Source organism: Priestia sp. ABM2_011, from assembly GCF_056158845.1.
Genome location: NZ_JBSWUB010000001.1, coordinates 296,995 through 322,496, shown reverse-complemented (window position 1 = coordinate 322,496; position 25,502 = coordinate 296,995). Strand labels below are relative to the sequence as shown.

The 25,502-nt window shown below is 38.2% G+C and carries 18 protein-coding genes; 5 read left to right on the top strand and 13 right to left on the bottom strand.

Annotation, left to right across the window (positions count from 1 at the left end):
• Positions 1–16 precede the first annotated feature (16 nt).
• Both murJ and ACXAE4_RS01760 read left to right on the top strand, forming a co-directional pair.
• Complete coding sequence (gene murJ, locus ACXAE4_RS01765) at positions 17–1,519, top strand: murein biosynthesis integral membrane protein MurJ (protein WP_013059875.1); 1,503 nt, start codon at positions 17–19, stop codon at positions 1,517–1,519.
• A gap of 25 nt (positions 1,520–1,544) precedes the next feature.
• A complete protein-coding gene (locus ACXAE4_RS01760; protein WP_289578600.1) occupies positions 1,545–2,921 on the top strand; it encodes an O-antigen ligase family protein in 1,377 nt (458 codons plus the stop codon).
• A 29-nt stretch (positions 2,922–2,950) separates the two neighbouring features.
• On the opposite strand, the gene ACXAE4_RS01755 is transcribed toward ACXAE4_RS01760, so the two are convergent.
• From ACXAE4_RS01755 to ACXAE4_RS01715, 9 genes are all read right to left on the bottom strand, one after another.
• Positions 2,951–4,750: a cation:proton antiporter gene (locus ACXAE4_RS01755; protein ID WP_289578602.1), complete on the bottom strand. Its 1,800-nt coding sequence runs from the start codon at positions 4,748–4,750 to the stop codon at positions 2,951–2,953.
• A 225-nt stretch (positions 4,751–4,975) separates the two neighbouring features.
• A complete protein-coding gene (gene cydC, locus ACXAE4_RS01750) occupies positions 4,976–6,724 on the bottom strand; it encodes a thiol reductant ABC exporter subunit CydC (protein ID WP_430027857.1) in 1,749 nt (582 codons plus the stop codon).
• Positions 6,721–8,433 carry a thiol reductant ABC exporter subunit CydD gene (gene cydD, locus ACXAE4_RS01745; RefSeq protein WP_099000257.1) on the bottom strand — a complete coding sequence of 571 codons (1,713 nt, stop codon included), beginning with the start codon at positions 8,431–8,433 and terminating at the stop codon, positions 6,721–6,723. Before cydD ends, cydC begins: the two co-directional genes overlap by 4 nt.
• Positions 8,433–9,449 (bottom strand): cytochrome d ubiquinol oxidase subunit II, encoded by a 1,017-nt coding sequence (gene cydB / locus ACXAE4_RS01740; protein ID WP_028411941.1) that lies wholly within the window; start codon positions 9,447–9,449, stop codon positions 8,433–8,435. Before cydB ends, cydD begins: the two co-directional genes overlap by 1 nt.
• Positions 9,436–10,842 (bottom strand): cytochrome ubiquinol oxidase subunit I, encoded by a 1,407-nt coding sequence (locus ACXAE4_RS01735; protein ID WP_028411940.1) that lies wholly within the window; start codon positions 10,840–10,842, stop codon positions 9,436–9,438. Before ACXAE4_RS01735 ends, cydB begins: the two co-directional genes overlap by 14 nt.
• A 300-nt stretch (positions 10,843–11,142) precedes the next feature.
• Positions 11,143–11,598 carry a threonine/serine exporter family protein gene (locus tag ACXAE4_RS01730; RefSeq protein ID WP_013059882.1) on the bottom strand — a complete coding sequence of 152 codons (456 nt, stop codon included), beginning with the start codon at positions 11,596–11,598 and terminating at the stop codon, positions 11,143–11,145.
• A gap of 14 nt (positions 11,599–11,612) precedes the next feature.
• On the bottom strand, positions 11,613–12,374 hold the full coding sequence (locus tag ACXAE4_RS01725) for a threonine/serine exporter family protein (RefSeq protein WP_013085528.1): 762 nt from the start codon (positions 12,372–12,374) through the stop codon (positions 11,613–11,615).
• A gap of 144 nt (positions 12,375–12,518) precedes the next feature.
• The gene (locus ACXAE4_RS01720; protein ID WP_099000258.1) at positions 12,519–13,529 is read right to left on the bottom strand and encodes a LacI family DNA-binding transcriptional regulator; all 1,011 of its coding nucleotides are present in this window, start codon (positions 13,527–13,529) and stop codon (positions 12,519–12,521) included.
• Positions 13,530–13,624: 95 nt separating this feature from the next.
• Positions 13,625–14,401, bottom strand: coding sequence for an alpha/beta hydrolase (locus ACXAE4_RS01715; RefSeq protein WP_099000259.1), 777 nt, complete (start codon positions 14,399–14,401; stop codon positions 13,625–13,627).
• A gap of 191 nt (positions 14,402–14,592) precedes the next feature.
• Between ACXAE4_RS01715 and ACXAE4_RS01710 the strand changes: the two genes are divergently transcribed.
• Entirely contained in the window at positions 14,593–15,978 is a 1,386-nt protein-coding gene (locus ACXAE4_RS01710; RefSeq protein ID WP_289578607.1) for a sugar porter family MFS transporter, read from the top strand.
• Positions 15,979–16,251: 273 nt separating this feature from the next.
• Here the strand turns inward: ACXAE4_RS01710 and ACXAE4_RS01705 are convergent, their stop codons facing one another.
• Together ACXAE4_RS01705 and proB are read right to left on the bottom strand one after the other, a co-directional pair.
• Entirely contained in the window at positions 16,252–17,496 is a 1,245-nt protein-coding gene (locus tag ACXAE4_RS01705; RefSeq protein WP_034263707.1) for a glutamate-5-semialdehyde dehydrogenase, read from the bottom strand.
• Entirely contained in the window at positions 17,493–18,317 is an 825-nt protein-coding gene (proB, locus tag ACXAE4_RS01700) for a glutamate 5-kinase (RefSeq protein WP_013085533.1), read from the bottom strand. Before proB ends, ACXAE4_RS01705 begins: the two co-directional genes overlap by 4 nt.
• 253 nt (positions 18,318–18,570) lie before the next feature.
• On the opposite strand from proB, the gene cstA reads away from it, so the two are divergent.
• A complete protein-coding gene (gene cstA, locus ACXAE4_RS01695; RefSeq protein WP_014457699.1) occupies positions 18,571–20,379 on the top strand; it encodes a carbon starvation protein CstA in 1,809 nt (602 codons plus the stop codon).
• A 276-nt stretch (positions 20,380–20,655) separates the two neighbouring features.
• On the top strand, positions 20,656–22,116 hold the full coding sequence (gene katA, locus ACXAE4_RS01690) for a catalase KatA (protein WP_047749559.1): 1,461 nt from the start codon (positions 20,656–20,658) through the stop codon (positions 22,114–22,116).
• A 325-nt stretch (positions 22,117–22,441) separates the two neighbouring features.
• Here the strand turns inward: katA and ACXAE4_RS01685 are convergent, their stop codons facing one another.
• Both ACXAE4_RS01685 and ACXAE4_RS01680 read right to left on the bottom strand, forming a co-directional pair.
• Positions 22,442–24,691 (bottom strand): sensor histidine kinase, encoded by a 2,250-nt coding sequence (locus tag ACXAE4_RS01685; protein ID WP_289578609.1) that lies wholly within the window; start codon positions 24,689–24,691, stop codon positions 22,442–22,444.
• Positions 24,669–25,358 carry a response regulator transcription factor gene (locus ACXAE4_RS01680; protein ID WP_028411932.1) on the bottom strand — a complete coding sequence of 230 codons (690 nt, stop codon included), beginning with the start codon at positions 25,356–25,358 and terminating at the stop codon, positions 24,669–24,671. Before ACXAE4_RS01680 ends, ACXAE4_RS01685 begins: the two co-directional genes overlap by 23 nt.
• Positions 25,359–25,502 lie beyond the last annotated feature (144 nt).

The following is a 25,502-nucleotide window of genomic DNA, read 5'->3' as shown; positions in this document are numbered from 1 at the left end:
AAGGTAGGAGTTTCGCATGAAAAACTTAAAATTCGCGAGCATTTTACTGCTCATATCAACATTATTTTTGAAATTTTCTAGTATGATTCGTGATTTAGTTATTGCTAACTATTTCGGTACAAGTTATATTGTCGATTCATACAACGCAGCAATGATTATTCCAAATGCTTTTATTTTATTTATGTTAACGGGGATGAAGGATGCGTTTATTCCTAGTTATTTACGTTATGAAAAAGAAAATAAAGGAAAGGTTCATTTGACTAATATTGTTAAATCAACCTTTCTTATTTGTTTCATTATTTCGGTTCTCGGATCAATTGCGGCTTTCTTTTACTTTCCCGCTTCGTATTCTAATTTTTCTAAAGCAGCAATTGAACTAGGAATTTATACGGGCGTTATGTACTTTTTATCTCTTTCACTAGTTGGAGTGAATGCCGTATACGAAGGTGTATTTGATGCACGAAGTCAATATTCTTTCTCTGTGTTTTCTCAAACGGTTGTTGTATTATTTACAATTTTAAGTACAATCCTATTACATTCAATTATGGGCGGCTATGCAATTGCTCTTGGCTATTTTATAGGAACTATTGCTTCTTTCTTAATTAAAGTTGTCTATTTTAAACCGCAGCATCTGCTGTTATGGAAGCAAAAAATTGACCGTGATGAAGTGGTGGCTTTTTATAAAGTATTCATCCCTGTTGGTGTAACCATTATGGTCGGTCAAATTAATTTAACTGTCAACTTCTTCTTTGCCGGTTCCTTTGGTGAAGGCGTTATTTCATACTTGAATTATGCTTTCAGACTTGTAAGTATTCCCCAGGCAATATTCGGGGTTACGGTCGCAACCATTATTTATCCGCTGATTGCAAGAGCCATTTCTGAAAAAGATGAAGAGCGCTTTAAATCAGGAATTGAAAAAGGGATTACGTTTATGCTGATGCTGCTGATTCCGACGATTGTTATCATGATCTTTTATATGAAAGACATTGTAATGATTGCTTACCAGCGCGGTGCATTTGACGCACATTCGACGTTAAAAACAACAGATGTATCTTATTATTACCTAGGTTCGGTGTTTTTCTATTCCCTGCAAGCTGTTCTTGCAAAAGGATTTTATTCTCTTCAAAAAGGTTATCTTATTATGAGAGCAGGCTTATTATCCATTGTGTTAAATATCATCTTTAACATGATTTTCACTAAATTTATGGGATACCAAGGATTAGCACTTTCCATGTCAGTAGTTGCCTTTTTCTATACGGCTATCGTATTCGTTATGCTGGCAAAACAAATCAATCACTTCCATTACGGATATCTAGTAAAAGAAACAGGAAAAATTCTTTTAGCTTCCGTACCTGTTGCGATCGTCATGTTCTTCTTAAAGGACATCGCATTTTTGAATTCATTACATGTTATCTTACGATTTGGTATTGTCTGTATTGCAGGTGGTTTAGTATACTTAATGTCGACGCTATTATGCAGAGTAGAAGGTGTTATGCTTTTAGTTAAAAGAAAACGTTAATTCACGTAAAACAGGAGAGTACTATATGAAGAACACATACTGGTTATTTTTTCTGTTCGTTGGTTTTATTTCAATTCAGCCGATTATTGATATGCTAACGACGTACATGGTTTTGAACATGGATAGTGGTCTCTCAATTGGGGTTGTTATTCGCTTTCTATATATGATTTTTGCAGGTGTCCTACTTTTAGTGTTTGCCAAACAATCAAAATGGGCTAGATATTCGATTATCTACCTTATTGTTTTTGCACTCTTTCTTGGACTCAACATCTACTTAAATCATCAATGGAAAGATCCTTATTATATTGGGCAAGAAATTAAATTTTTCAATAAAGTTGTTTATATGAACGTTACGCTGCTTGGAATGATTGTGATATTTTCACATTATCGATCATCTGTGGATGTAAAAAGAATACTGAGCAAAAACTTATTAACTGCTTCACTCATCATCAGTATTGTTTTTATCGGTACAATGCTAACGGGTACAGCACTAGAGAGTTATCAGTATAATAAAATTGGGTTTAAAGGCTGGTTTTATGCAGCGAATGAGCTAGGCGCAACCATTGCTATTTTGCTTCCTCTCACACTGCTTTTAGCTTTAGATAAAGTACGTTCGTTTTCAAAAGCTTATTACTGGATTCCTTTTATCTTGTTAGCCGTTTCGTCCATCATGCTTGGAACGAAAGTAGGCTTAGGTGCCGTTATTCTTTCTTTAGTTGTAGCAACAGTTGTCTTATTTGCAAAATTATTTACGAATAAACGCAGCTTAATTAAAGCCAACTTAGTAATCTCAATTCTGCTTTTAATTGTAACCGGAGCAACTACTCCGATTTCTCCAGCTTATAAAAACACTTATACGCACATCGATATGTTAGAGGCTAAAAAAGAGAAAACAGAGAAAGAAAAGCCAGAAAAGAAAGAAAAAGAAAAGCCGGCTAAAAAGAAAAAACAAAAGGAATCAAATTTAGATGACAAAGATATTCAAAATCTGATTCTAAGCAGCCGTGAGCAATTCTTAGCTCATCATAAGGAAGAGTATGCAAAAGCACCTATTGCACGAAAAATGATAGGTATGGGCTTTTCTGGAGACTATACAAAGCAGCTTCCGCCAAAGATGATTGAAATGGATTTTTATGATTTGTTTTTCTCTTTAGGTATCATCGGATTTTTACTATGGGTTCTTCCACTTCTAGTAGTTGGTTTAACCGTGTTGGTTCGATTATTTAAAGACCCATCACAGCTTCTTGATGAAAGCTTTATGATGTATAGTACAGCAATTGTATTAGCTCTTGGAATTGCTTTTGTAGCTGGGCATGTCTTCACCGCACCAGCCGTTACTATCTATTTTGCAGCAGCTGCTGCTTATCTGTTCGTCATTCATTTTAAACAAAGACAAGCATAAAAAAAACAGGTCATTAACGGCCTGTTTTTTTATCTTTTTAATGGCTGAAGGCTTAACACCGTGTCACCCGCATTAACGTTTATTTCTTGATCATGAGCAAAAAAACTCAATGCCTTTCCTTGCTTGCTCACTGCTAGTAAAAGAGAATCATCGCTTTTCTCCTCAAGATATGTTTCAAACGTATATTCATCCGTAATTTTTGTATTGTAAATCGTATATCCGTGCTCCATTTTATGATGCAGAAACTCCCACGTAATTCCTTTCTTAAAGAGCATACGTCCTCTTACTGTGTGCATAATTTCATCAACATCTTCTCTTGAATCTTCTTGGTCACGAATGCTCAATTGAAAAACATTGTTCCGCCCCATATCTTGAAGAAAAGCAGTACAAACAAGCGCATTATATGCATCTAACTCAGTTGCAGCAATCACATATTCATAAGGAGTTAAGTCTAGATGATATTCCGTTTGCTCAGCTAGTACTTCTCCGTGATAAACATTTACCTCCGCTCTGCGCGCAACTCTTAACCGCTCCCACGAAGAATCAGCAACTAATACTGGATAGCCTAGCTGTTTTAACTTCGTTGCAAAGGCAACCGTAAAATCATTGCTTCCTACAAGCAAAATACCAGGTTCTTCTCCAATTGATAAATCAAGCTTCTTAGCTAGCCATGAAAGAGAAAAACCGTGTGCACAAACCGTAGCAAACACTAAAGCAAATGTCAGCGTTGTTAGGATGGAAGCATCTTTAAATCCTTCATCAATTAGTACTTTCGCAAAGTAGCTCGAGACCGTTAACGCCACAATTCCGCGCGGGGCAATCCAGCCAATCAGTATTTTTTCTTTTATAGATAAATCTGTGCCTACCGTTGATAAAAAGATGGAGACCGGTCTGACAATAAACAGCATAAGTAAAACAAACAAAATAATATTCCAATGAAAAATTTCAGTAATGGTCTTCATCGTCAGTCCAGCCGTTAACATAATAAAAATAGTAGAAGTTAATAGAACCGAAATATTCTCTTTAAAGTGTCGCATATCACTAATAGACGAAATATGCATATTAGCAAGGGTAATCCCCATCGCTGTTACTGCTAGAAGACCTGTTTCATGCTTAATTTCATCAGCTACTGTAAAGCAGGCAATAACGACAATAAATACGACCGGAGATTTTAAATACTCTGGAATATGCCCCTTTTGAAACATCCATCCTATTCCGCGGCCAAGAATCCATCCTATTAAAACGGCAATAATAGAGGCTACGAAGAAAAAGAGAATTGTTTTTCCACTCACTTCTCTCAGCACTAAAAATTGAACAATTTCAAACGAAAAAACGGCCAACAGTGCACCAAATGGATCGACAATAATACCTTCCCATTTTAAAATCGCTGCTGGTTTTGGTTTTAATTTAGCTTGTCGTAAAAGAGGTAAAATTACGGTTGGACCCGTCACAATAAAAAGCCCTCCGATAACAATTGCCACCGCCCAGGATAAATCCGCTATATAATGAGCAGCTAAAGAGCCTAACATCCAAGCTAGCATGGCTCCCAGTGTCACAATGCGAAACACGGGCTTTTCGATTCCTCTTACCTCTCTCATGTCTAAGTTCAAGCTGCCTTCAAATAAAATAACAGCTACAGCAATCGATACAAAAGGATCAAAAAGCTGAGCAAACTGTGCTTTAGGATCAATTAAACCTAAAATAGGGCCTGTTAGCAGTCCGATAATCGACATCACGACAATTGCTGGTAGCTTAAATCTCCAAGCCAGCCACTGAGATAGAACTCCTAGTCCCACTACAAGTGTGATATGTACAAGCATAGGTTCCATTGTATCTTCCTTCTCTCGTTCGCATAATGTGTATATATTTTCCCTAAAATAAACCGATGTTATACAGGAAGAAACAAACACTACCTTGTTTTACCACTTTTTCAAAAATGCTAAACGCCTCTCCCCTCTTTGAATCCAAGCTATTTTCCTTCGTTCGACACATATCTTACTCATGTTTGTCGAATTTCACTTTAGTATAAAATAGTAAAAAGCCTTTAGCTGCTGCTAAAGGCTTTTTGCCGGATGATCCAATTCATATAGCTTTTGATAGTGACTGTTCGTAGCAAGTAATTCCTCATGCGTTCCGCGAATGGCTATCTTTCCATCTTGTAGGAATAAGATTTCATCCATCTTTTCCATCCCAACTAAATTATGTGTAACCCAAATTAAAGTTTTGTCGTGAAGAGTTTCAAAGATAGTGGATAACAAACTCTTTTCAGTCACGGTATCCAACCCTGCAGTTGGCTCATCCAGCATAACAATTGGCGTACGCTGAAGTAGAACACGTGCTAACGCAATCCGCTGACGTTCTCCTCCTGAAAAGCGCTGACCTGTTTCGAGCATGGACGTTTGATATCCTTGATGCAAACCTTCCACAAGGGAGTGCATATTGACTTGCTTCATTGCCTCAATTACCTCTTCTTTTGTAGCCTCTTCATTAGCTAGTAATAAATTGTTTGCTACGCTTGTATTAAATAAATAAGGATTTTGATTTAATACAGAGATGAGTTTTGGTACATCTTCACGAACTTCAACAACAGACTGACCGTTTAGTTGAACTGTACCTTCTGTAGGCAATAAGGAGCCTTGCAGCAGCTTTAACAGAGTCGACTTTCCAGCTCCGCTCTTGCCAAGAATCGCAATTTTTTTCCCTGGCTCGACTTGAAATGAAAGATCATGAATGACTGACTCTTCCTCATTGCTATAGCGAAAGCTTACATGCTCGACTTTTAAGCTAACCGAGTCCCATGAACCTTTGTAAGGTAGGGAAAGAGTATGTTTTTTCTTTCCATTCACAGATTCCCAGTTCTTTTCCATTTCCTGCACTCTATTTAATGACTCTTCAAATTGAGGAATTTTTTCTACTGCATTAGATACCGGCAGCAGTGCTTCAGATAAAGGAAATACTACTAAAATAAAAGCAGCAATAAAAACACCTGCAAGCTCTTTGTCTGCAAAAAGAGAAGCCCCAAACCAAATCATTGTGACAATTAAACCTGCTACAATAACTTGGCCAATCAATTCTCGGTAATACGTCCATAGTTTAAGCTTACGATCCATGCGGTCTAGCTCATCTTCTGTTTTGTTATACGAATGAAAAAATGACTGCTGCTGACCGCTTAACACCCAATCAGCAACTCCTAAAAACCCGTCTGTGACCTTAGCATATAACTGTGCTTTGCTTGATTTATATCGCTGATTGGCCGCTTTCATATGCCAAAGGGAAAAAAGCGGCATCACTACTACTAATAAAAATAAATAGATGGCAATCAAACATGCAAACTTTAGGCTAAAGAATCCTAAAGCTACAATCGAAATAACGTATAAAATAACAGCTGAGATTGTTGGAAGAATGGTACGCAAGAACAAGTCTTGTAAACTTTCAATATCTTCAGCGAGAACCGCTAAAACATCTCCCGTTCGATAGCGGGATGTAGCAACTAACGGTTCAATCAAATGATAAAGACGTGTACGCATCTTAGCTAAAATGCGAAGAATAAAATCGTGACTAACAAGACGCTCCGCATAACGAAAGGCGGCTCGACTTAAACCAAATGTACGCACAAGCACAATGGGAACGTACACCAGTAAGATTGTTTCTGGACGTAAGGAAGAAGCTGAAATCAAGTAACCTGATGTGAACATTAGCGCACAAGCAGAACCAATCGTTAACAAGCTTAGTAATAAGATAGAAAAGATACGATATTTATACGTTTTAAAGTAGGGCCATATCCAACTTTTATATTTCATCATATCTCCTCCTCTTCATGTAAAAATTGATAGTAAGCTCCTTTTTTTCGAATCAGTTCTTGATGATTGCCGACTTCTGCAACCTTTCCGTTCTCTATTACAACAATGAGGTCCATATCTTTCATCCAATGCAGACGGTGCGTAGCTAAAATAAATAACTTGTCTTGAAACATCGTTAAAATATCTTGCTTTAATTCATATTCCGTTTCAATATCTACTTGCGCCGTTGGTTCATCAAGCATAATAATAGGGCGATCGCTCAGAAACGCCCTAGCTAGGGCAATCCTTTGAGCTTGGCCGCCGCTAAGCTGCCGTCCTCCATCTCCTATCACTTCATTTTCCTTCTTAGGCATCTGTTGAATCGTAGATAAAAGTCCTGCTTTCGTTAAGGCATCTTCATAATCATAAGAACCGCCTCTATCCTGATAAAATTCAATATTTTCTTTCACTGTTCCATTAAAAATAAATGGGTGCTGAGGGATATACGTAATCTGCTTTTGCCAAGCATCTGAGCGTAAATCAACCGGCACGCCGTTTACTTCAGCAGACCCTTCTGTAAATTGTACAAAGCCGCTCAGTATATCAATAAGCGTCGATTTTCCAGCTCCGCTTTTTCCTATAATCCCAATTTTTTTACTTCCTTTAACATGAAGTGACACATCTTCAAGAGAAGGCGGCTGCTCTTCGTCATATTTTACGGTGATATGACGCAATTGAATTTCACTGTTTTCCGTCCAATCAGGAACATCTTCTTCTTTAGCCGACGGTTTTTCAGCCTGCTTTACAATCTTAATTAATGCATCTCCGGATTCTTTTCCGTCTAATGTTGCATGATAATCGTTTCCGACTTCCCGTATCGGCAGGAAGTATTCAGGCGCCAGCAATAAAATCATAAGTGCAGGCTCTAACGTCATCGAACCGTTCACTAGCCGCAAACCGAGCATAACAGCCACGATGGCTACAGATAACATCGTAAAGAAATCTAAAGCAAACGTAGATAAAAAAGCAATTCGGAGCGTTCCCATTGTCGCTTTTCGATAGCGGTCACTGACTCTTCCAATCGTTTCAGCATGCTCCTTACTTTTCCCGAGAAATGTTAACGTTTCTAATCCTCGAAGCGAATCTACAAAGTGATTGGACAGCACATGATACGTCTCCCATTGGCTATCTATTTTTTTCTGGGCAGCCAGTCCAAGTAAAATCATAAATAAAATTAAAATTGGCATAGTTACAAGCAAAATAATGCCTGAAAGCCGATCTTGATACCAAACGAAAGCGAGCACTAGCCAAGGTGTAACGCTGATGGCGGCCAGTTTAGGCAAAAACAGCTCAAGATAAGCGCGAAGCTTCTGTAGGCCTGTGGTGATGAGCGTCACCAAGTTTCCTGTCCCTTCATTTTTGGTAAAGCGCGGTCCGAGTGCAAAAATGCTTTTCATGACCGTCAAACGAAGTTCCTGAGTCGTTTTGACTCCAAATTGATATGCTGTTTTTTTCACTATAAAACTTACGATCTGACGAATCATAAAGGCAGACAAAAACAATCCGATTGCTTTTGTCTGCGAAGTTAAACTTTCACCATGAAAAAGAGCAGTAATTACTTCGGCAAGCCACTTAGCTTGAAAAATAATGGCTACACTTTGAATAGTAATAAGCCCTATTAACACGGCAAGAACCATTTTTATTCCGTTGTAAACCATTAAATTTCTACCCATTAGTACTCCATATGCTCCTTATGATCTACACGTTTTCTAAAAACGTAGTAGCTCCAAATTTGATAACCTAACACAAAAGGCAGTAACGCAATAGCAGCGTAAGACATAATTTTCAAGGAATAATTCCCTGATGCTGCATTATGAATCGTTAAACTATAGCTTTCATTGACTGAACTAACCAAAACGGTTGGAAACAATCCTGCAAATATAGAGGAAATTGATAAAATTAAAATTAAGCCAGACATAGCAAAGGCCCATCCGTCTTTTTTCCGTGTAAGGAAAAATCCTGCTAGTAAATACACGAAAATACCGATAAAAAATGTGTATAGCATCAAGCGGCTATGATTGCTGAATAAATTTGTTTCAAAAAACGTCATGCCTGAAAAAATAAGAAGCAGCAAGGCATTAACAGGCAAAAGCTTCATGGCAACTTTTCGTGAACGATCTCTAATGTCATCCATCGTACGGATCGTCGCAAAAATAAGTCCGTGCCATAAGCAAAGCATCGTTAGCGTCACGCCGCCCGTTATGGTATATAGATTCACAATATCCGAAAAGCCGGCATTCATTTGCATGTTGCGCTCAACAGGCAATCCTTTCATTAGTGCTGAAAATAAGATGCCGAAAATGAGCGGTGGAAAAAGACTTCCAAAGAAGATAACCCAATCCCACGCATTTTTCCACGCTTGTTTTTCAACTTTTCCTCGAAATTCAAATGCTACACCGCGTCCGATAAGCGAAAGCAACAGAAGAACAAAAAGAACATATGACCCGCTTAATAGCGTTGCATACCAGTTTGGAAAAGCGGCAAACATAGCACCGATTGCTGAAATTAACCAAACTTCATTTGCATCCCAAAAAGGACCGATTGTATTAATAAAAGCTCGTCGCTCTAAGTCGTTTCTTCCTAAAAAGCGAGACACCATTCCAATCCCAAAATCAAAGCCTTCTAAAAAGATAAAACCAACAAACAGAATGGATACTAGCAAATACCAGAATTCATTAAGAGAAAACATTGTATCCCTCCTTTGTAAACGGATCAGTTGATGTTACTTTTGTATGTGCTTCGTGATCGTGATCTGGACCTTTTTTAATTTCTTTAACGAACAAGAACACCATAATCACAGCTAAAATTAAGTAAAAGAACGAAAACGAGATAATAGAAAATAGCAATTCACCTGCTGTTACACCAGGAGACACGGCATCTTCGGTTTTCATATAGCCAAATACAACCCAAGGCTGACGGCCAATCTCTGTCATAATCCAACCTGCTGAGCTTCCAAGGAACGGAAAGGCGATGGCAATCGTCATAATACGTAAAAATAGTTTGCTTTCTTGAAGTTTTTTACGAGAAAGCAAGTACGTACCCCAAATGCCTAATGCACATAATACGCCACCTAGACCAGCCATAATGCGGAAACTCCAAAACGTTGTTCGAACGGGTGGAATATAATTTCCTTCTCCATATTTCGCCGTATACTGCTGCTGCAGCTCATTCATTCCAGGAACGGAGCCTGAAAACTTACCGTATGATAAGAAGCTTAATAAGTAAGGTATTTTGATTTCACTCGTATTTTTCTTTTCATCAGGGTGAATATTTGCTGTTACTGTCCAAGCACCTGGACTTCCGCTGTTTTCCCATAATCCTTCACTTGCGGCCATTTTCATCGGCTGTGTTTTAACTAAATATCCGGCCTGTTCATGCCCAGATAGTGCAATTCCTACACCTGAAACTAGCCCTACAAGGATAGCAACTTGAAATGATTTTTTAGCAAAAGCCACATGTTTTTTCTTCAAGAGCATAACAGCGCTGACACCCGTGATAAAAAAGGCGCCTGTTGCAAACGAACCTAAAATTGTATGAGGGAATTCGACCCACAGCTGACCGTTCGTTAACAATTTAAAGAAGTCATTCATTTCTAAACGGCCATTATTTAGCTCCATTCCGACCGGATGCTGCATAAAAGAATTAGCCGTTAAAATAAAGAACGCTGAAAAGATAGTACCTAGACTAACAAGCCAAATACATAGACAGTGCAGCCATTTAGGCAAACGATCCCACCCGAAAATCCACAGTCCAAGGAAAGTGGACTCCATAAAAAACGCGAGCAGTGCTTCAATAGCGAGCGGCGCACCGAATACATCTCCTACAAATCTTGAGTACTCTGACCAGTTCATGCCAAACTGAAATTCTTGTAAAATACCTGTTACGACTCCGACAGCAAAGTTAATCAGGAATAAGTGCCCCCAAAACTTTGCCATCTTTTTATACTGTTCATCTTTTTTTACTACGTACATCGTTTCCATGATCGCTACTAAAAAGACAAGGCCGATAGACAGCGGTACAAAGATAAAATGAAACAGCGTCGTTGATGCAAATTGAATACGTGATAGTATGACTGTATCCATCTTCTTTCTCCTTTCATATATAAGAACATTCATCATTTCCATAGATACTTTGCTCATTTCTGAGCATCTTTTACTTATATTGTGAAACATTGAGCATAACAATTCGAGAAATATGCTCAACATTTCACAAACATATGTAATGTCTCTCTTTCTATTTACATAGTATAGTCTATTTTTTTAGCTGTGCACGTACATTTTTTGAACGTTTTTAGACTAAAACGTGACTTTCTTGTGACAAAAAAGGGCAGGATCTCTTTATTTTTTCATAAAAAAAGCACGCTCTGATTTGAGCTTGCTTCTCTACGGTCGATATTTTGCTTTCGCATTTAATTTAGATTGACGAATGATTTGGTTAATGACTTCAGAAAATACAATACCAATGGCAATTGAACCTGAAATCATAAAGGCTTTTGCTGCAAGACTAATCGCTTCATTATAATTATTTTCTACAAAGTTACGCATGGCATCGTATGCTGTTCCCCCTGGAACGAGCGGAATAATACCTGCTACGGTGAAAATAATGATCGGCGTACGATAAATTTTTGCGTAAATTTGACTAATAATAGCAATAAAAAAGGCCGATGCTACAGTGCTTGGAATTTCATCTACACCATAGAACGTTAGCAAATAGTAAATGAGCCAGCCAATCATTCCGACAAAGCCACTTTTTAATAATGATTCACGTGGAACATTAAAAATAATCCCAAACGCTGCTGAAGCAATAAAACTTGTAATTATCTGCTCTACGATATGCATATGATGCCTCCCTTCTATAGAAGCGTAAATACAATGGCAATACCTGCACCAATAGCAAATGCCGTCAGAAACGCTTCTGCTCCTTTTGATAATCCAGACAGTAAATGTCCCGCCATTAAATCTCGCACTGCATTGGTAATCGATAACCCAGGAACGAGAGGCATAACGGATCCAATAATAATTTTATCAATTTGCGTTCCTAGTCCTGAAGCGACTAAAAGAGCTGATAAAAGTCCAATAACTAACGAAGCGGTAAACTCAGCAAAAAAGCGAATCGGAATAAGACGGTGGAAATACACCACGGTTAAAAATCCGAGACCTCCTGAAAACATCGCTGGAATAAAGTCCGTCCATAAACCTTGAAACATGATTAAAAAGCATCCGCTAGAAATGGATGCAGCTGCAAGTTGAACCCATAGTGGAAAAGCTACGTTCGTTGCTTCAATTTCTTGTAGCATTTCATACGCTTCCTCCAAGGAGATGTTTCCTTGACTGATGGTTCTTGAGACACTATTTACCATAGTTACTTTTTTTAAATCGGTCGTTCGTTCGGAAATACGAATTAACTTCGTTTTCGTCGGTTCTTTCGTTTCAAGTGAAAACATAATCCCTGTTGGCGTCACATAGCTGTGGGATTTTTTTATACCGTAAGACGCTGCAATCCGCATCATTGTGTCTTCTACTCGATACGTTTCTGCTCCGCTTTCTAACATAATTTTACCTGCTAGTAAGCTAACGTCCATAATTTCATATTTATCTAATTTTTGTTGTGTCATCAAATCGCTCCAAACATATTAAAGCTTGGTTTTTTCCCCTACAGCATACAGTGTATAAGAAAGAGGGAAGTGGACGCAATGGTTAATGCAAAAAAGTGTGGACTTTTTGTCTCACACTTTCAGGAATAGTATATACATTCCTTATCAATTCATACGTTTTGTGGTCTCACGCTCTACTAATACAGGTGCCATTTTATACTGTACCTGATCTATTTCTTGCTGATCCTGAATTTGCTGAAGTAAGAGGTTTACTGCTTTTTCAGCCATTTTTTCCATCGGTTGACGGATGGTTGTTAGCGGAGGTTGCGCTTCACTAGCTTCTGTAATATCATCAAACCCTATAACAGACAAATCCGCTGGAACGTGAAGTCCGTTTTGCCACGCACAGTGTATCACTTTCAGAGCAATGTAATCCGTAGCACAAATAAGCGCAGTTGGGGGCTCTGGATGATGAGCTAGCTCATTTATAAACTGATATAGTTCATCTGAGTTATTCATATCTTCTTTCACAAACTTTGCGTTTGCTGACGGTACATACTGATAAAACAGAGACAGACGGTGCTCGACTCCGCTTACAGCTTTTCCAACGAACCCGATATTCTTATGGCCAAGGTCCGTTAAGTGAGCAACAGCTAATTGTATTCCCACCGCATCATCTACATGTACAATTGGCCAAAGTGCAGAAGAGCCGTCTCCTGTAAGAGAAACGTAAGGCGTTTGATATTGTTTTAATACGTCTACAAACGGATGCGGAGCGGCTACATAATCTAATAAAATGACTCCATCAAACCAATGATTCATCATCACATTTAATTGACGCTCAGCCGTTGTTTCTTGGTAATCCGTATGTCCAATAAGAACGTCCATCCCTCGACTTTGAACTTGCTGCTGTACCTTTTTTAACAGCTCGATTAAAAATGGGTCTTTTAAATCTCTAATTAATATCCCGATAATCCCTGTTTTTTGGGCCCGCAGAGCTGCCGCAAATGGATTTGTCTGATACCCTAAATGAGCTGCTGCTTTTAGTACTTTTTGTTTTGTTTTTTCACTGATTTTAATTTTACCGTCTTTATTATTGAAGATTCTTGATACCGTAGCTAATGAAACACCCGCTTCTTTTGCTACTTCTGTAATCGTGACTTTTTTTCTCCCCATTCGTACCGACTCCTATTTCCTTTTAGTCTATCGACCAAGTAAACATTTTTCTTTATTATACTACTAGAAGTCGGAACCACCCAAAACTACCTTCCCTACTTTTCACTAAACAGCCACTTTAACACATCTTGAATTTTTTGATCCCAATATGCCCAGTCGTGACTTCCTTTTCCTTCTTCATATGTAAAACAAATAGGCTCTTGCTTACATCGCTCGGAAAAACGTTTATTTTCCTGATATAAAAAATCTTCCGTTCCACAGCATTGATAAATACGCGGAGTCACTTCTCCATAGCGCCGGCGATTTTCAAGCAGCCAGAAAAGATCATCCTCAGGTCTAATAACAGGCGGGATGCCAAAAATCAAAGGATAATCTAGGAACTGAACTTCCCCTCGCTCTCCAAGCCCTTCAATGTCCATCACTCCTGATAAACTGGCAGCTGCAGAAAATTGATGTGGTTTGCGAAACGCCCATTTTAAAGCGCCGTACCCTCCCATAGAAAGACCAGCCACAAAATTATCTTCTCTTTTTTCCGATAACGGAAAGAATGACCTAGCCAATTGAGGAAGTTCTTCTGTTACAAACGTCCAATACTTCTTTCCATAAGCCATATCTCTATAAAAGCTACGATCTACATTTGGCATTACAACTGCAAGTCCTAATTCTGATGCGTAGCGTTCAATCGAAGTTCTTCTCATCCATATCGTATGATCATCAGAAAGACCGTGTAATAAATAGAGCGTAGGGTGTTTCTCACTTCTTGTATTGGTTTGTAAACCAATCTGAGATTTTGTTTGCTGCGGTATCAAAACGTTCATTGAAGTACTTATTTGCAATACTTCTGAAAAAAAATCACATTGAATAAACGCCATATTTCTCTTCCCCCTTACTTTTTCTTCCCTATTGATTGATAACAAAACGTACATAATTCATATAAAAGTTAAAAAATAGTTTGATTATTTACAATTTTTAGTTTAACATAAAAACATCTTTTATGAAAACGTTTTACGTATAACGTTTTTTTAAATTAAAATAGTGAACGCGATTCAAAGGAGGAATTTATATGGGGATAGTAAAAGTAACTTCTGACGAGTATAAGGAGCAAAAAGGAAATCTATTTTTTGTTATTTTCATTTCATGTGCAGCTGCTTTTGGAGGGTTACTTTACGGCTATGACACAGCCGTCATTTCAGGGGCTATTGGGTTGATGGAAGTGCATTTTAATCTCAGTCCAACGATGGTAGGTTTTGTTGTATCCAGTTTGCTGCTCGGGGGTGCCGTTGGGGTACTTTCTTCAGGAAAACTGAGTGATCGATTCGGTAGAAAAGGTATCTTGCTTTTAGCAGCTTCTTTATTTATCGTATCCGCAATTATGCAAGCGCTATCTTCAACCATCTCTTTTGTGATTATTTCTCGAATTATTGGAGGGCTAGGCATTGGTATGGCCTCCGTTCTTTCTATTACCTATATTTCTGAAATAGCCCCTCCGCACATGCGCGGCCGCTTAGGCTCTCTTTATCAATTTGCTGTTGCCGTTGGGATTGTTTCTGTCTATTTTGTAAATGACTACATTTTATCTATTGGGGAAGACGCATGGCAGAATTCCACAGGATGGCGCTACATTATCGGTGCTTCTGGGATTCCAGCTCTTTTATTTCTTCTTATCCTTTCTCCTGTTCCTGAAAGTCCGAGGTGGCTAGTAAAAGCAAACCGCGCTGTAGAAGCTATGGACATTTTAATTAAAATCAATGGTACACACATTGCACGCCAAGAGCTGTATCATATTGAGCAATCGTTAAAAGAAAATCAACCGGCTTCTCTTTCGCTTTTTAAAGAGGCAGGCCTTCGAAAAGCGTTGCTTATTGGTATTCTACTTGCAGCCTTTCAACAGCTTGTCGGAATCAATGCCATTATTTATTACGCCCCGCAAGTTTTTGAAGCAGCTGGAGCTAGAGGAGATTTATCGCTCCTTGTTACGTCTATGATTGGTGTAGCTGCCTTTTTAGGCGTTCTTTGTTCCATGTGGCTTATCGACCGGATTGGCCGCAAAGCTTTATTACTTATTGGCACAGCCGGTATGGCCGTTACGCAGCTTCTCGTTTCTTTTGGATTTCATTCACAGGGTACTGAAGGCTTGACTACTAGTTTACTTATTGTTTTTTATTTATTTCTTTTTAATATTTCTATGGGACCTGTTGTATGGGTTGTGATTTCTGAAATTTTTCCTAATCATGCGAGAGGCTATGCAATGTCTATTTCTACCTTTTTCTTGTGGATAGCTAATTGGTTTGTGTCTCAGTTTTTTCCTATTCTTTGGAACAAAGCTGGAGGATCTTTTACCTTTTTATCTTTTATGATTATGTGTATCGCTTCATTTTTGTTTATATGGAAGTGGGTGCCAGAAACAAAAGGAAAGTCACTTGAAGAAATTGAACATATATGGAAGTAAGGGAAGAGGTTGGGGTATAACTAAATGAATCCAATCTAAAGAAAAACAAATGGGATACATGAGCTAAACGGCTTATGACACCGTAGTTGATTTCCGTGCAAGACTTCGCTTTCCGCGGGAGTCTTCATCTCGCCCTCCAATCAACTACTAGAAGAATTTAAACAGATGAAAACTATGTTCACCCTAACAAAAAAACCGAACCACTAATCAAAAATTTTGATCAATGGTTCGTTTTTACTTTGTCTAAAATACTTTCGTCCCAGCCTCTTCTTTTTATCGAATTTGTCCATCTCCGTAAATAATATATTTTAATGTTGTTAATTCCTTTAATCCCATTGGTCCACGCGCATGAAGCTTTTGTGTACTAATTCCGATTTCTGCCCCGAAACCAAACTCTTCTCCGTCCGTAAACCTCGTCGAAGCATTCACATAAACAGCAGCTGAATTAACGCGCTGTAAAAAACGCTGAGCATGAGCATAATTTGTTGTTACAATCGCTTCAGAATGATGTGAACTATGAACATTAATATGGGAAATCGCTTCATCGATGTCATCTACGATTTTAACTGCCATGATGAAATCCAAATATTCTTTCTTCCAATCCTCATCCCCTGCTGGAACAAGATCTGGAACGATTGTGAGCGCACGTTCATCACCGCGTACTTCTACATCTTTCTCTCGTAGCGCTTGAACAATAATCGGCAAAAATTCATGAGCCGCCCGTTCATGAATAATCAGCTTTTCGGCTGAGTTGCACACCGCTGGACGAGATGTTTTTGCATTAATGACAATACTGGCTGCCATGTCACGGTCATATTCTTCATCAACATAAATGTGGCAGTTCCCGGTTCCTGTCTCAATAACAGGAACCGTTGCATTTTTTACCACCGCTTCAATTAAACCAGCACCGCCTCGAGGAATTAATACATCGATATATTCATTTAGCTTCATTAACTCCAGTGCTGTTTCTCTCGACGTATCTTCAATAAGCTGTACGCTATGCTCAGGAAATCCTGCACTTGCCGCAGCTTGGGATAATACAGAAACAATCGCTTGATTCGAATGAAATGCCTCACTGCCTCCGCGCAAAATAACCGCATTTCCTGCTTTTAAGCATAAGCCTGCTGCATCACATGTAACGTTTGGACGCGCTTCATAAATAATTCCTATGACACCAATAGGTACACGCTGCTGCCCAATTTGTAAGCCATTTGGTCGTTTAGCCATAGACAGCACTTCTCCTACCGGATCTGCAAGCGCAGCTACTTGGCGCAGGCCGTCTGCCATTCCATGAATCCGCCCTTCATTTAAAGATAGGCGATCCAACATCGCTTTTGACGTGCCTTTTTGAACGGCTTTTTCTACGTCTAATTCATTTGCTTTTAAAATTGTCTCTTGTTGATCCAATAGAGCAGCCGCCATTTTATAAAGTGCCTGCTGTTTTTGTTCGCTCGTTACATTTCCTAAGAAATAAGAGGCTTCTTTTGCCTGCTTTCCTTTAAGCTGCAATTCACTCATTTCATTACTCCTTCAGCTTGTTTTAAGAATAACGTTCCAATTTCTTGGCCTTCAATAATATCTCGCAAAATACTTGGTTCTTTCCCATTTGCTAGGATTAAGCTCACGCCTGCACTTGTAGCTGTTTTAGCAGCGGTCAGCTTTGTGACCATTCCGCCTGTTCCAACGTCAGTTCCACTATCTCCAGCAAAATTCTCAAGCTCCGGCGTGATGCCATCTATTACTTTCATTAATTTAGAGTTAGGGTTTTTTGTGGGATCTGAATCAAAGAAACCGTCAATATCAGATAAAATAACAAGTAAATCTGCGTGAATCAAAACTGAAACAATGGCGGATAAATTATCGTTATCTCCAAAACGCACGATGTTTTCAATCTCATCGATGGCAACTGTATCGTTTTCATTCACAATAGGAATCACTTTGTCTTCAATTAATTTTTCAAACGTGTTCACAACGTTATTGCGCACATGTTCATCTTCGATTACATCTTTTGTTAACAGTACTTGACCAACAATGTGACTATACTCACCAAAGAATTTACTATAGATATGCATAAGCTCACACTGCCCGACAGAGGCTGCTGCTTGTTTTTCTCGAATAGAAGTTGGCTTTTCTTTTAACTTTAGTTTTTTTACTCCCACTTGAACGGCACCTGATGTAACAAGCACAACTTCTTTTCCTGCATTCATTAAATCAGATAACACACGCGCTAGTTTTTCAATGCGTGCTAAGTTAATATCTCCGTTATCATAGGTCAACGTAGATGTCCCTACTTTGACTACGATACGCTTGCTATTTTGTAACTCTTGACGATGGTTCACTCATTTCATCTCCCTAACTAAAAACACCTAAATGCGTACTAATTTTTTTAAAAATTATAGCAGAGATTATGTGAAAAGTCTTATAGTTTTTCAAAGGGAATTTGAACTTTCTAATTTTTTAAATAATTAAGGGAAAAACTGGTGATAAAAGCGCTTTCTTCTTTTATAATGAAAGTTGTAAGGGGAACACACAATTACATAACGTTGTGTAGTAGTACAAACATCAGACAACTAAGGGATAGGGGGATTTGTAATGAATGCGGTTACGATTGTTATTGGATCTATCTGTATTTTAATGATTGCGTATCGGCTTTATGGAACATTCATGGCTGTTAAGGTCTTGAAACTAAACGATGCGCAAAAAACGCCGGCACATGAGCTTGAAGATGGAAAAGATTACGTGCCAACCAATCGATGGGTAACATTTGGTCATCACTTTGCAGCTATTGCAGCTGCGGGTCCGCTTGTTGGACCTATTTTAGCAGCTCAGTTTGGCTATTTGCCCGGACTGCTCTGGCTTTTAATCGGAGCTGTAATCGGAGGAGCCGTTCACGATGCAGTTGTGTTATTTGCATCTATGCGCCAAAAAGGCCAGTCGCTTTCAGAAGTGGCTAAAAAAGAGCTAGGACCCGTCGCTGGTTTTTGTACAGGTTTAGCTATGCTTTTTATCATTACCATTACAATGGCCGGTTTATCTATGGTCGTGTTACACGCCCTTGAGAAAAATCCTTGGGGTACATTCGCTGTTGGAATTACCATTCCGATCGCAATGGGGGTAGGTATTTACCACAAAAAAACAGGTAATTTAAAAGCGGCTTCTACCGTCGGCTTCATTTTAATTTTAATCGCCGTATTTAGCGGTCCTTATATTCAAGGAACAGCTTTAGGAGATTTTTTAACGCTAGATATTAAAACACTTTCAATTATTCTTCCCGTTTATGCATTTTTTGCAGCGGCCTTGCCCGTTTGGCTGCTTTTAGCACCTCGAGATTACTTAAGCAGCTTTATGAAAATTGGTGTCTTTATCGCGCTGATTGTAGGCGTGTTTTTCGTAAATCCAGCAATTCCATTTCCTGCAGTTACTGAATTTATTCACGGAGGCGGCCCTATTTTAGCAGGACCTGTGTGGCCGTTTATTTCCATTACGATCGCCTGCGGTGCTATTTCTGGCTTCCATGCATTTGTTGGTTCAGGAACAACCCCTAAGATGCTCGATCGTTGGAGTGACATTAAAGTTGTAGGCTTCGGCGCGATGTTAGTCGAATGCTTAGTAGGAATTATGGCATTAATTGCCGCAACTGCTTTACATCCTGGAGACTATTTTGCAATCAACTCTACACCTGAAGTATTCAAAACGCTTGGCATGAACGTAACGGCTCTTCCTCAGCTTAGCCAAGAAATTGGCCTAAACTTAGAAGGCCGTACAGGCGGCGCTGTTACACTGGCTGTAGGAATGACGTATATTTTCACGGAAATTCCTTGGTTCAGCCACCTGTCTTCTTACTTTTTTCAATTCGTTATTATGTTTGAAGCAGTGTTTATTTTGACTGCTATCGACGCGGGTACACGCGTTTCCCGCTATTTAATTCAAGACTTTTTCGGTGAATTTTATAAGCCATTGAAGCGAGTAGACTGGCTTCCTGGGTCCATTTTTGCAAGTGCCCTAGCCTGTTTTATGTGGGGATACTTATTGTTCTCAGGAGATATTGGCTCAGTTTGGGCGCTGTTCGGCGTATCGAATCAGTTAATGGCATCCATTGGTTTAATTATTGGTGCAACCGTTATTCTTAGAATTGCAGATAAGCGCTCCTATATGCTTACTTGTCTTATTCCACTAGCCTACCTTTACGTAACGGTTAACTACGCGGGTTATTGGATGGTTAAGAATGTGTATTTAAATGAAGCTGCGGCAGGTTACAGCATATTAAATGCGACTCTTTCAATCATCATGCTTATACTCGGTCTCATTATTATGATTGCCGCGATTCAAAAATGGACGCAGCTTTGGCGCACGCCTCAGGCTGAACTAGCGGCGAAAGCAAACTTATCACAAAATATATAAAACGAACACGCTTGCTTATATAAGCAAGCGTGTTTTTGATATGGTAATAGCCGGTCAAAATAATTGCACACCAGGCATTTTTATTATTAAACTAAATATACTATACAGAAAATTTTTAAAATAGTTCGTACACTTCACATGCTTATAACCCCCACTGACTACATCTCAAAATTAACACTTTAAATTATAATAATTATAATTTAGTATTGATTTTTTATTTAAAAATGTTATTATTATTTCTAACATAATAAAATTCAAATAAGAGGTGGTTCTAAGATGACAACAAACAAGAACAACTTAACGACTAGTTGGGGATCTCCGGTTGGAGATAATCAAAATTCGATGACCGCTGGTTCACGCGGACCTACTTTAATTCAAGATGTTCACCTTTTAGAGAAATTAGCCCATTTTAACCGAGAGCGTGTTCCTGAACGCGTCGTACACGCAAAAGGCGCCGGTGCCCACGGTTATTTTGAAGTGACAAACAATGTTTCAGCCTATACAAAAGCAGCTTTCCTTTCTGAAGTAGGAAAACGAACACCTCTATTTGTTCGCTTTTCAACAGTAGCTGGTGAAAACGGCTCAGCAGATACCGTTCGCGACCCTCGCGGATTTGCTGTTAAATTTTATACAGAAGAAGGCAACTACGACTTAGTCGGAAATAATACACCTGTATTTTTCATCCGAGATGCGATTAAATTTCCCGATTTTATTCATACACAAAAACGCGATCCACGCACGCATTTGAAAAACCCGACGGCCGTGTGGGATTTCTGGTCTTTATCTCCTGAATCTTTGCATCAAGTTTCTATTTTAATGTCTGATCGCGGTATCCCGGCAACGTTACGCCATATGCATGGATTTGGCAGCCATACATTTAAATGGGTTAATGCCGAAGGAGATGGCGTTTGGGTAAAATATCACTTTAAAACAGAGCAAAGCGTGAAAAATCTGTCTCCAGACGTAGCCGCAAAGCTAGCTGGTGAAAATCCGGATTATCATACTGAAGATCTATTTAATGCCATTGAAAAAGGCGATTTCCCTTCATGGAAGCTGTACGTTCAAATTATGCCATTAGAAGACGCTGATACGTACCGCTTTGATCCGTTTGACGTAACAAAGGTTTGGTCACAAAAAGACTATCCGTTAATTGAAGTAGGTCGCATGGTCTTGGACCGAAATCCAGAAAATTATTTTGCCGAAGTGGAGCAAGCTACATTCTCACCTGGAACGCTTGTACCGGGAATTGACGTATCACCTGATAAAATGCTGCAAGGTCGACTATTCGCATACAGCGATGCACATCGCTACCGCGTGGGTGCTAACCATCAAGCGCTACCTATTAACCGTCCGCGCAATGAAGTAAATAACTATCAGCGTGATGGTCAAATGCGCTTTGACGATAACGGCGGTCGTTCTGTTTACTATGAGCCAAACAGCTTTGGCGGTCCGACAGAATCTCATGAAAATAAACAAGCGGCATACCCTGTTTCAGGCGTTGCCGATAGTGTTGCATATGATCATAACGACCATTACACGCAAGCAGGTGACTTATACCGCCTCCTAAGCGAAGACGAGCGTACACGACTAGTTGCAAACATCGTTGAAGCTATGAAGCCTGTAGAAAAAGAAGAGATTAAACTGCGTCAAATTCAGCACTTCTACAAAGCGGATCCAGAGTATGGAACACGCGTTGCAGACGGTTTAGGATTGTCTGTTCCGCAGCAAGTAAAATAAAGATATCAGTTTTCCCAATGAGAAAATAAAGGTGTTTTTCTCATTTTAGATTTTCGTTTATTCTCAATTAGTTTAACATTTTATCACTAAATAAGTATCCATATTTTATGGATACTTATTTAAATTCTTGTAAAAAGAGGAAGGGATGAAGAAATGGTTGGACAAGAAATAAGATGTAATCAGTGTCATAGAGAAATAAAAGTACTAAAGCACAGTACACTTTGCGGTTGCGGAATAAAATTACGAACGCTAAAAAAAGAGAAGCAACCAGCATAATGAGGTTGCTTCTCTTTTTTACTAGATATGCTGTTTATATTCACTCACATTAAAGAGTAATCGTTACTTTAAATAAATCTCCGTCAATTTCAATATTCAATTCTCCTCCGTGCAAATCAATAATTGACTTAGCAATAGCTAAACCAAGTCCAGAGCCATCGGTTTGTCTTGAGGCGTCCCCTCTTTTAAATCGTTCAAACAGCTCGTCTGCCTGCTCATTTAACTCATATTTACTTACATTTTTAAACGTTAGTTTCACTTGTTCGTTTATTTCTTGAACAGAAATATAGACACGCGTTTGTTCAAGTGAATATTTCAATATGTTCTCTATCAAATTGTCAAATACTCTCCATAATTTTTGACCATCTACAGTAGCAAATATCGGCTTTTGGATAGATTGAATACGAAATTGCAGAGTTGAATCTTTAATTGCTTCATCATATTCAGCTAAAGCCTGATGAAGAAGCTGATTAATATCAATTGTGTCTTTATGCAATTCTACATTTCCACTTGCCATTTTTGATACTTCAAACAAATCATCAATAAGTGTCTGTAAACGTTTTGATTTACGGTCAATAATTTCAACGTAAGCATGTTGTTCGTCCCAAGTAAGATCTTGGGACTTTAGCAACGCTGTATATGTCATAATAGAAGTCAAGGGTGTTCTTAAATCGTGACTGACGTTGGTAATTAACTCTGTTTTCAAGCGTTCACTTTTAACTTGAACATGCTGAGATGTTTGAATTTGCTGCTGAATATGATTTATATCTATCGCTGCTTGAGTTAAAGCTGATTTTCCTTTGATAGGTAACGGCTCTTTCCACTCAGCTGTGGCGATTTGATTAATGGAAATAATAATTTTATTTAAATAATTAATTCGTAGCATAAGCAGTATCAAAGTAACCACTCCTATAACACTGCCGACAGCTAAGTATAGTATAGACACTTGTTCTACAAACATAGATCCACTGGTCAATAAAGCTGCAACAGCAAATACCGCAAAAACTAAAAGCAGTACTACAACCATTATATACATGCCAATATGTCTGATAATAAAAATAGATTGAAGAAAATAAATGACTTGATAAACACACGTTCTGTTATATTCTTCTTTTATATCATCTAGTGTGCGCATACGCTGAAACAGTAAAAATACTTGAAGTACCCACAGGCAAATAGCTATGGATATAGCTATCATATAAAAGAAAAATGTAGCAACATGCTTATATGATTCTAATAAAGAAGTTGGATAGCCGTTCAGAACTAGACTTGATGTGAAAAATGAGTACAAAAGAAAAACAATTATACACATATCTAAAGGTACTTTTTTATAAATCCTCTGTACGGCAGTTTGTCTTGTTATTTCTTTTAAATGTCCGGTTATTGTTTTTTTATAAATGAAGTAAACTATTAACAGAGCTATTATCCCTGACAATACATACACGAGAAATACTACATTTTGATGATGAAGATAGTTATACTCATCAAATAAAGAACTACTGAAAGCTTCTTTTTCAGGAACAGCAATTATACCCGTAAACTTCTGCTTTAAATACCGGTTTGGAATCTCTGAGTCTGTCTCACTGCTTAACAATGAATTTTTATATTCATCTAGTTGAAACACGAGGGGTGATTGAGCTGAATAGGTATGTTTATACAACATATTTTTTTGTTTTACTAATTGATTAACGTTTTCCTTGCTTGCATTTTGGATGTTCGTATATATTTTTTGTGTGTTTCTATCTTTCAAATAATACATGATGTCTTTTTTATATTGAGATAATGGTTTTTGCCGATCAAAAGCTTCATCATAAATTCTCGTTATTTCGAATTCTTTATTTTTTGCTATTTTTTCTCGAACAAATTGATCATCTTGAAACTTTTTTTGAATGTTTTTAACTTCTAGATCCCGCTGCTTTACATAGGCATCTTCAACTTTTTTACTCTTTGCTTGCTTAGCGTCTTCTATTTTTTCTTCATATTTATCGTGTACGTTTTGTATTTGTTCCGTTAAGTTTCCTTCTGCATATCGATACGACTCAATTTCTTCTTCTGTTATCGTATTTGCGTTAACGGTATTTTTATTCTTGGATGTCAATTCTAAGAGGTAAAGATCATTTGTAAAACGATCTATTTCTTTTTGGAAGTCTTCTGATTTTACATAGGTACTTTTTTGTAAGTAGTTTGCTTTTACTAGGTTATGCATGCTGCCAATAGAAGAAATGGTTGCTCCTAAACCAAATAAAAACAAGATAATACCTATAGCTGAAATAACGCTATTTTTCCATTTTATATCCAAGTCCCCACACAACCTTTACATATCTCGGATTTTTTGGTTCAATCTCAATTTTTTCTCTTATTTTTCTAATGTGCACTGCTACCGTATTTTCTGCGTTGTAGCCGGGTTCATTCCATACGCGCTCATAAATATCATGTATGGAAAAAACTCTTCCTGCATTTTTCATTAATAATTCTACAATTTTATACTCAATGGGAGTGAGCTTAATGAATTCCCCATCAAGAGTGACGGACTTAGCCTCAATATCAAGTACAAGACCTCGGATATTAATCGTCTTTGTTTCTTCATAGGTACCTAATGTCACATATCTTCTTAACTGTGATTTAACTCTTGCTATCAGTTCTAATGGATTAAAAGGTTTTGTCACATAATCGTCTGCTCCTACCTGCAGACCAAGCACTTTATCGGCATCTTCGCTTTTAGCACTCAGCATAATAATCGGGATATTTTTTTGTTCTCGAATTTTAAACGTTGTTGAAATGCCGTCTTGCCTTGGCATCATAATATCCAGAATAATCAAGTGAACTTTTTCTTTATTTAGTATCTCTATGGCTTCGATTCCATCTTTGGCCGTAAAGACTTTAATACCTTCATTTTTTAAATAAATAGCAATACCATTGCGGATTTCTTGCTCATCATCTACGACTAAAACCACATATTCGTTCATTGATTTCTCACACTCCTTTCAAAAGTATATCATGGGTCATTTCGTCTATGGGTTTTATTGTAAACTGCATTTCTTAAGAAAAAAGAAGGGGGAATCTTAAGATTTTCTTAAGCATCCTATATTGAAAAAGGTTTAAGGAATAGG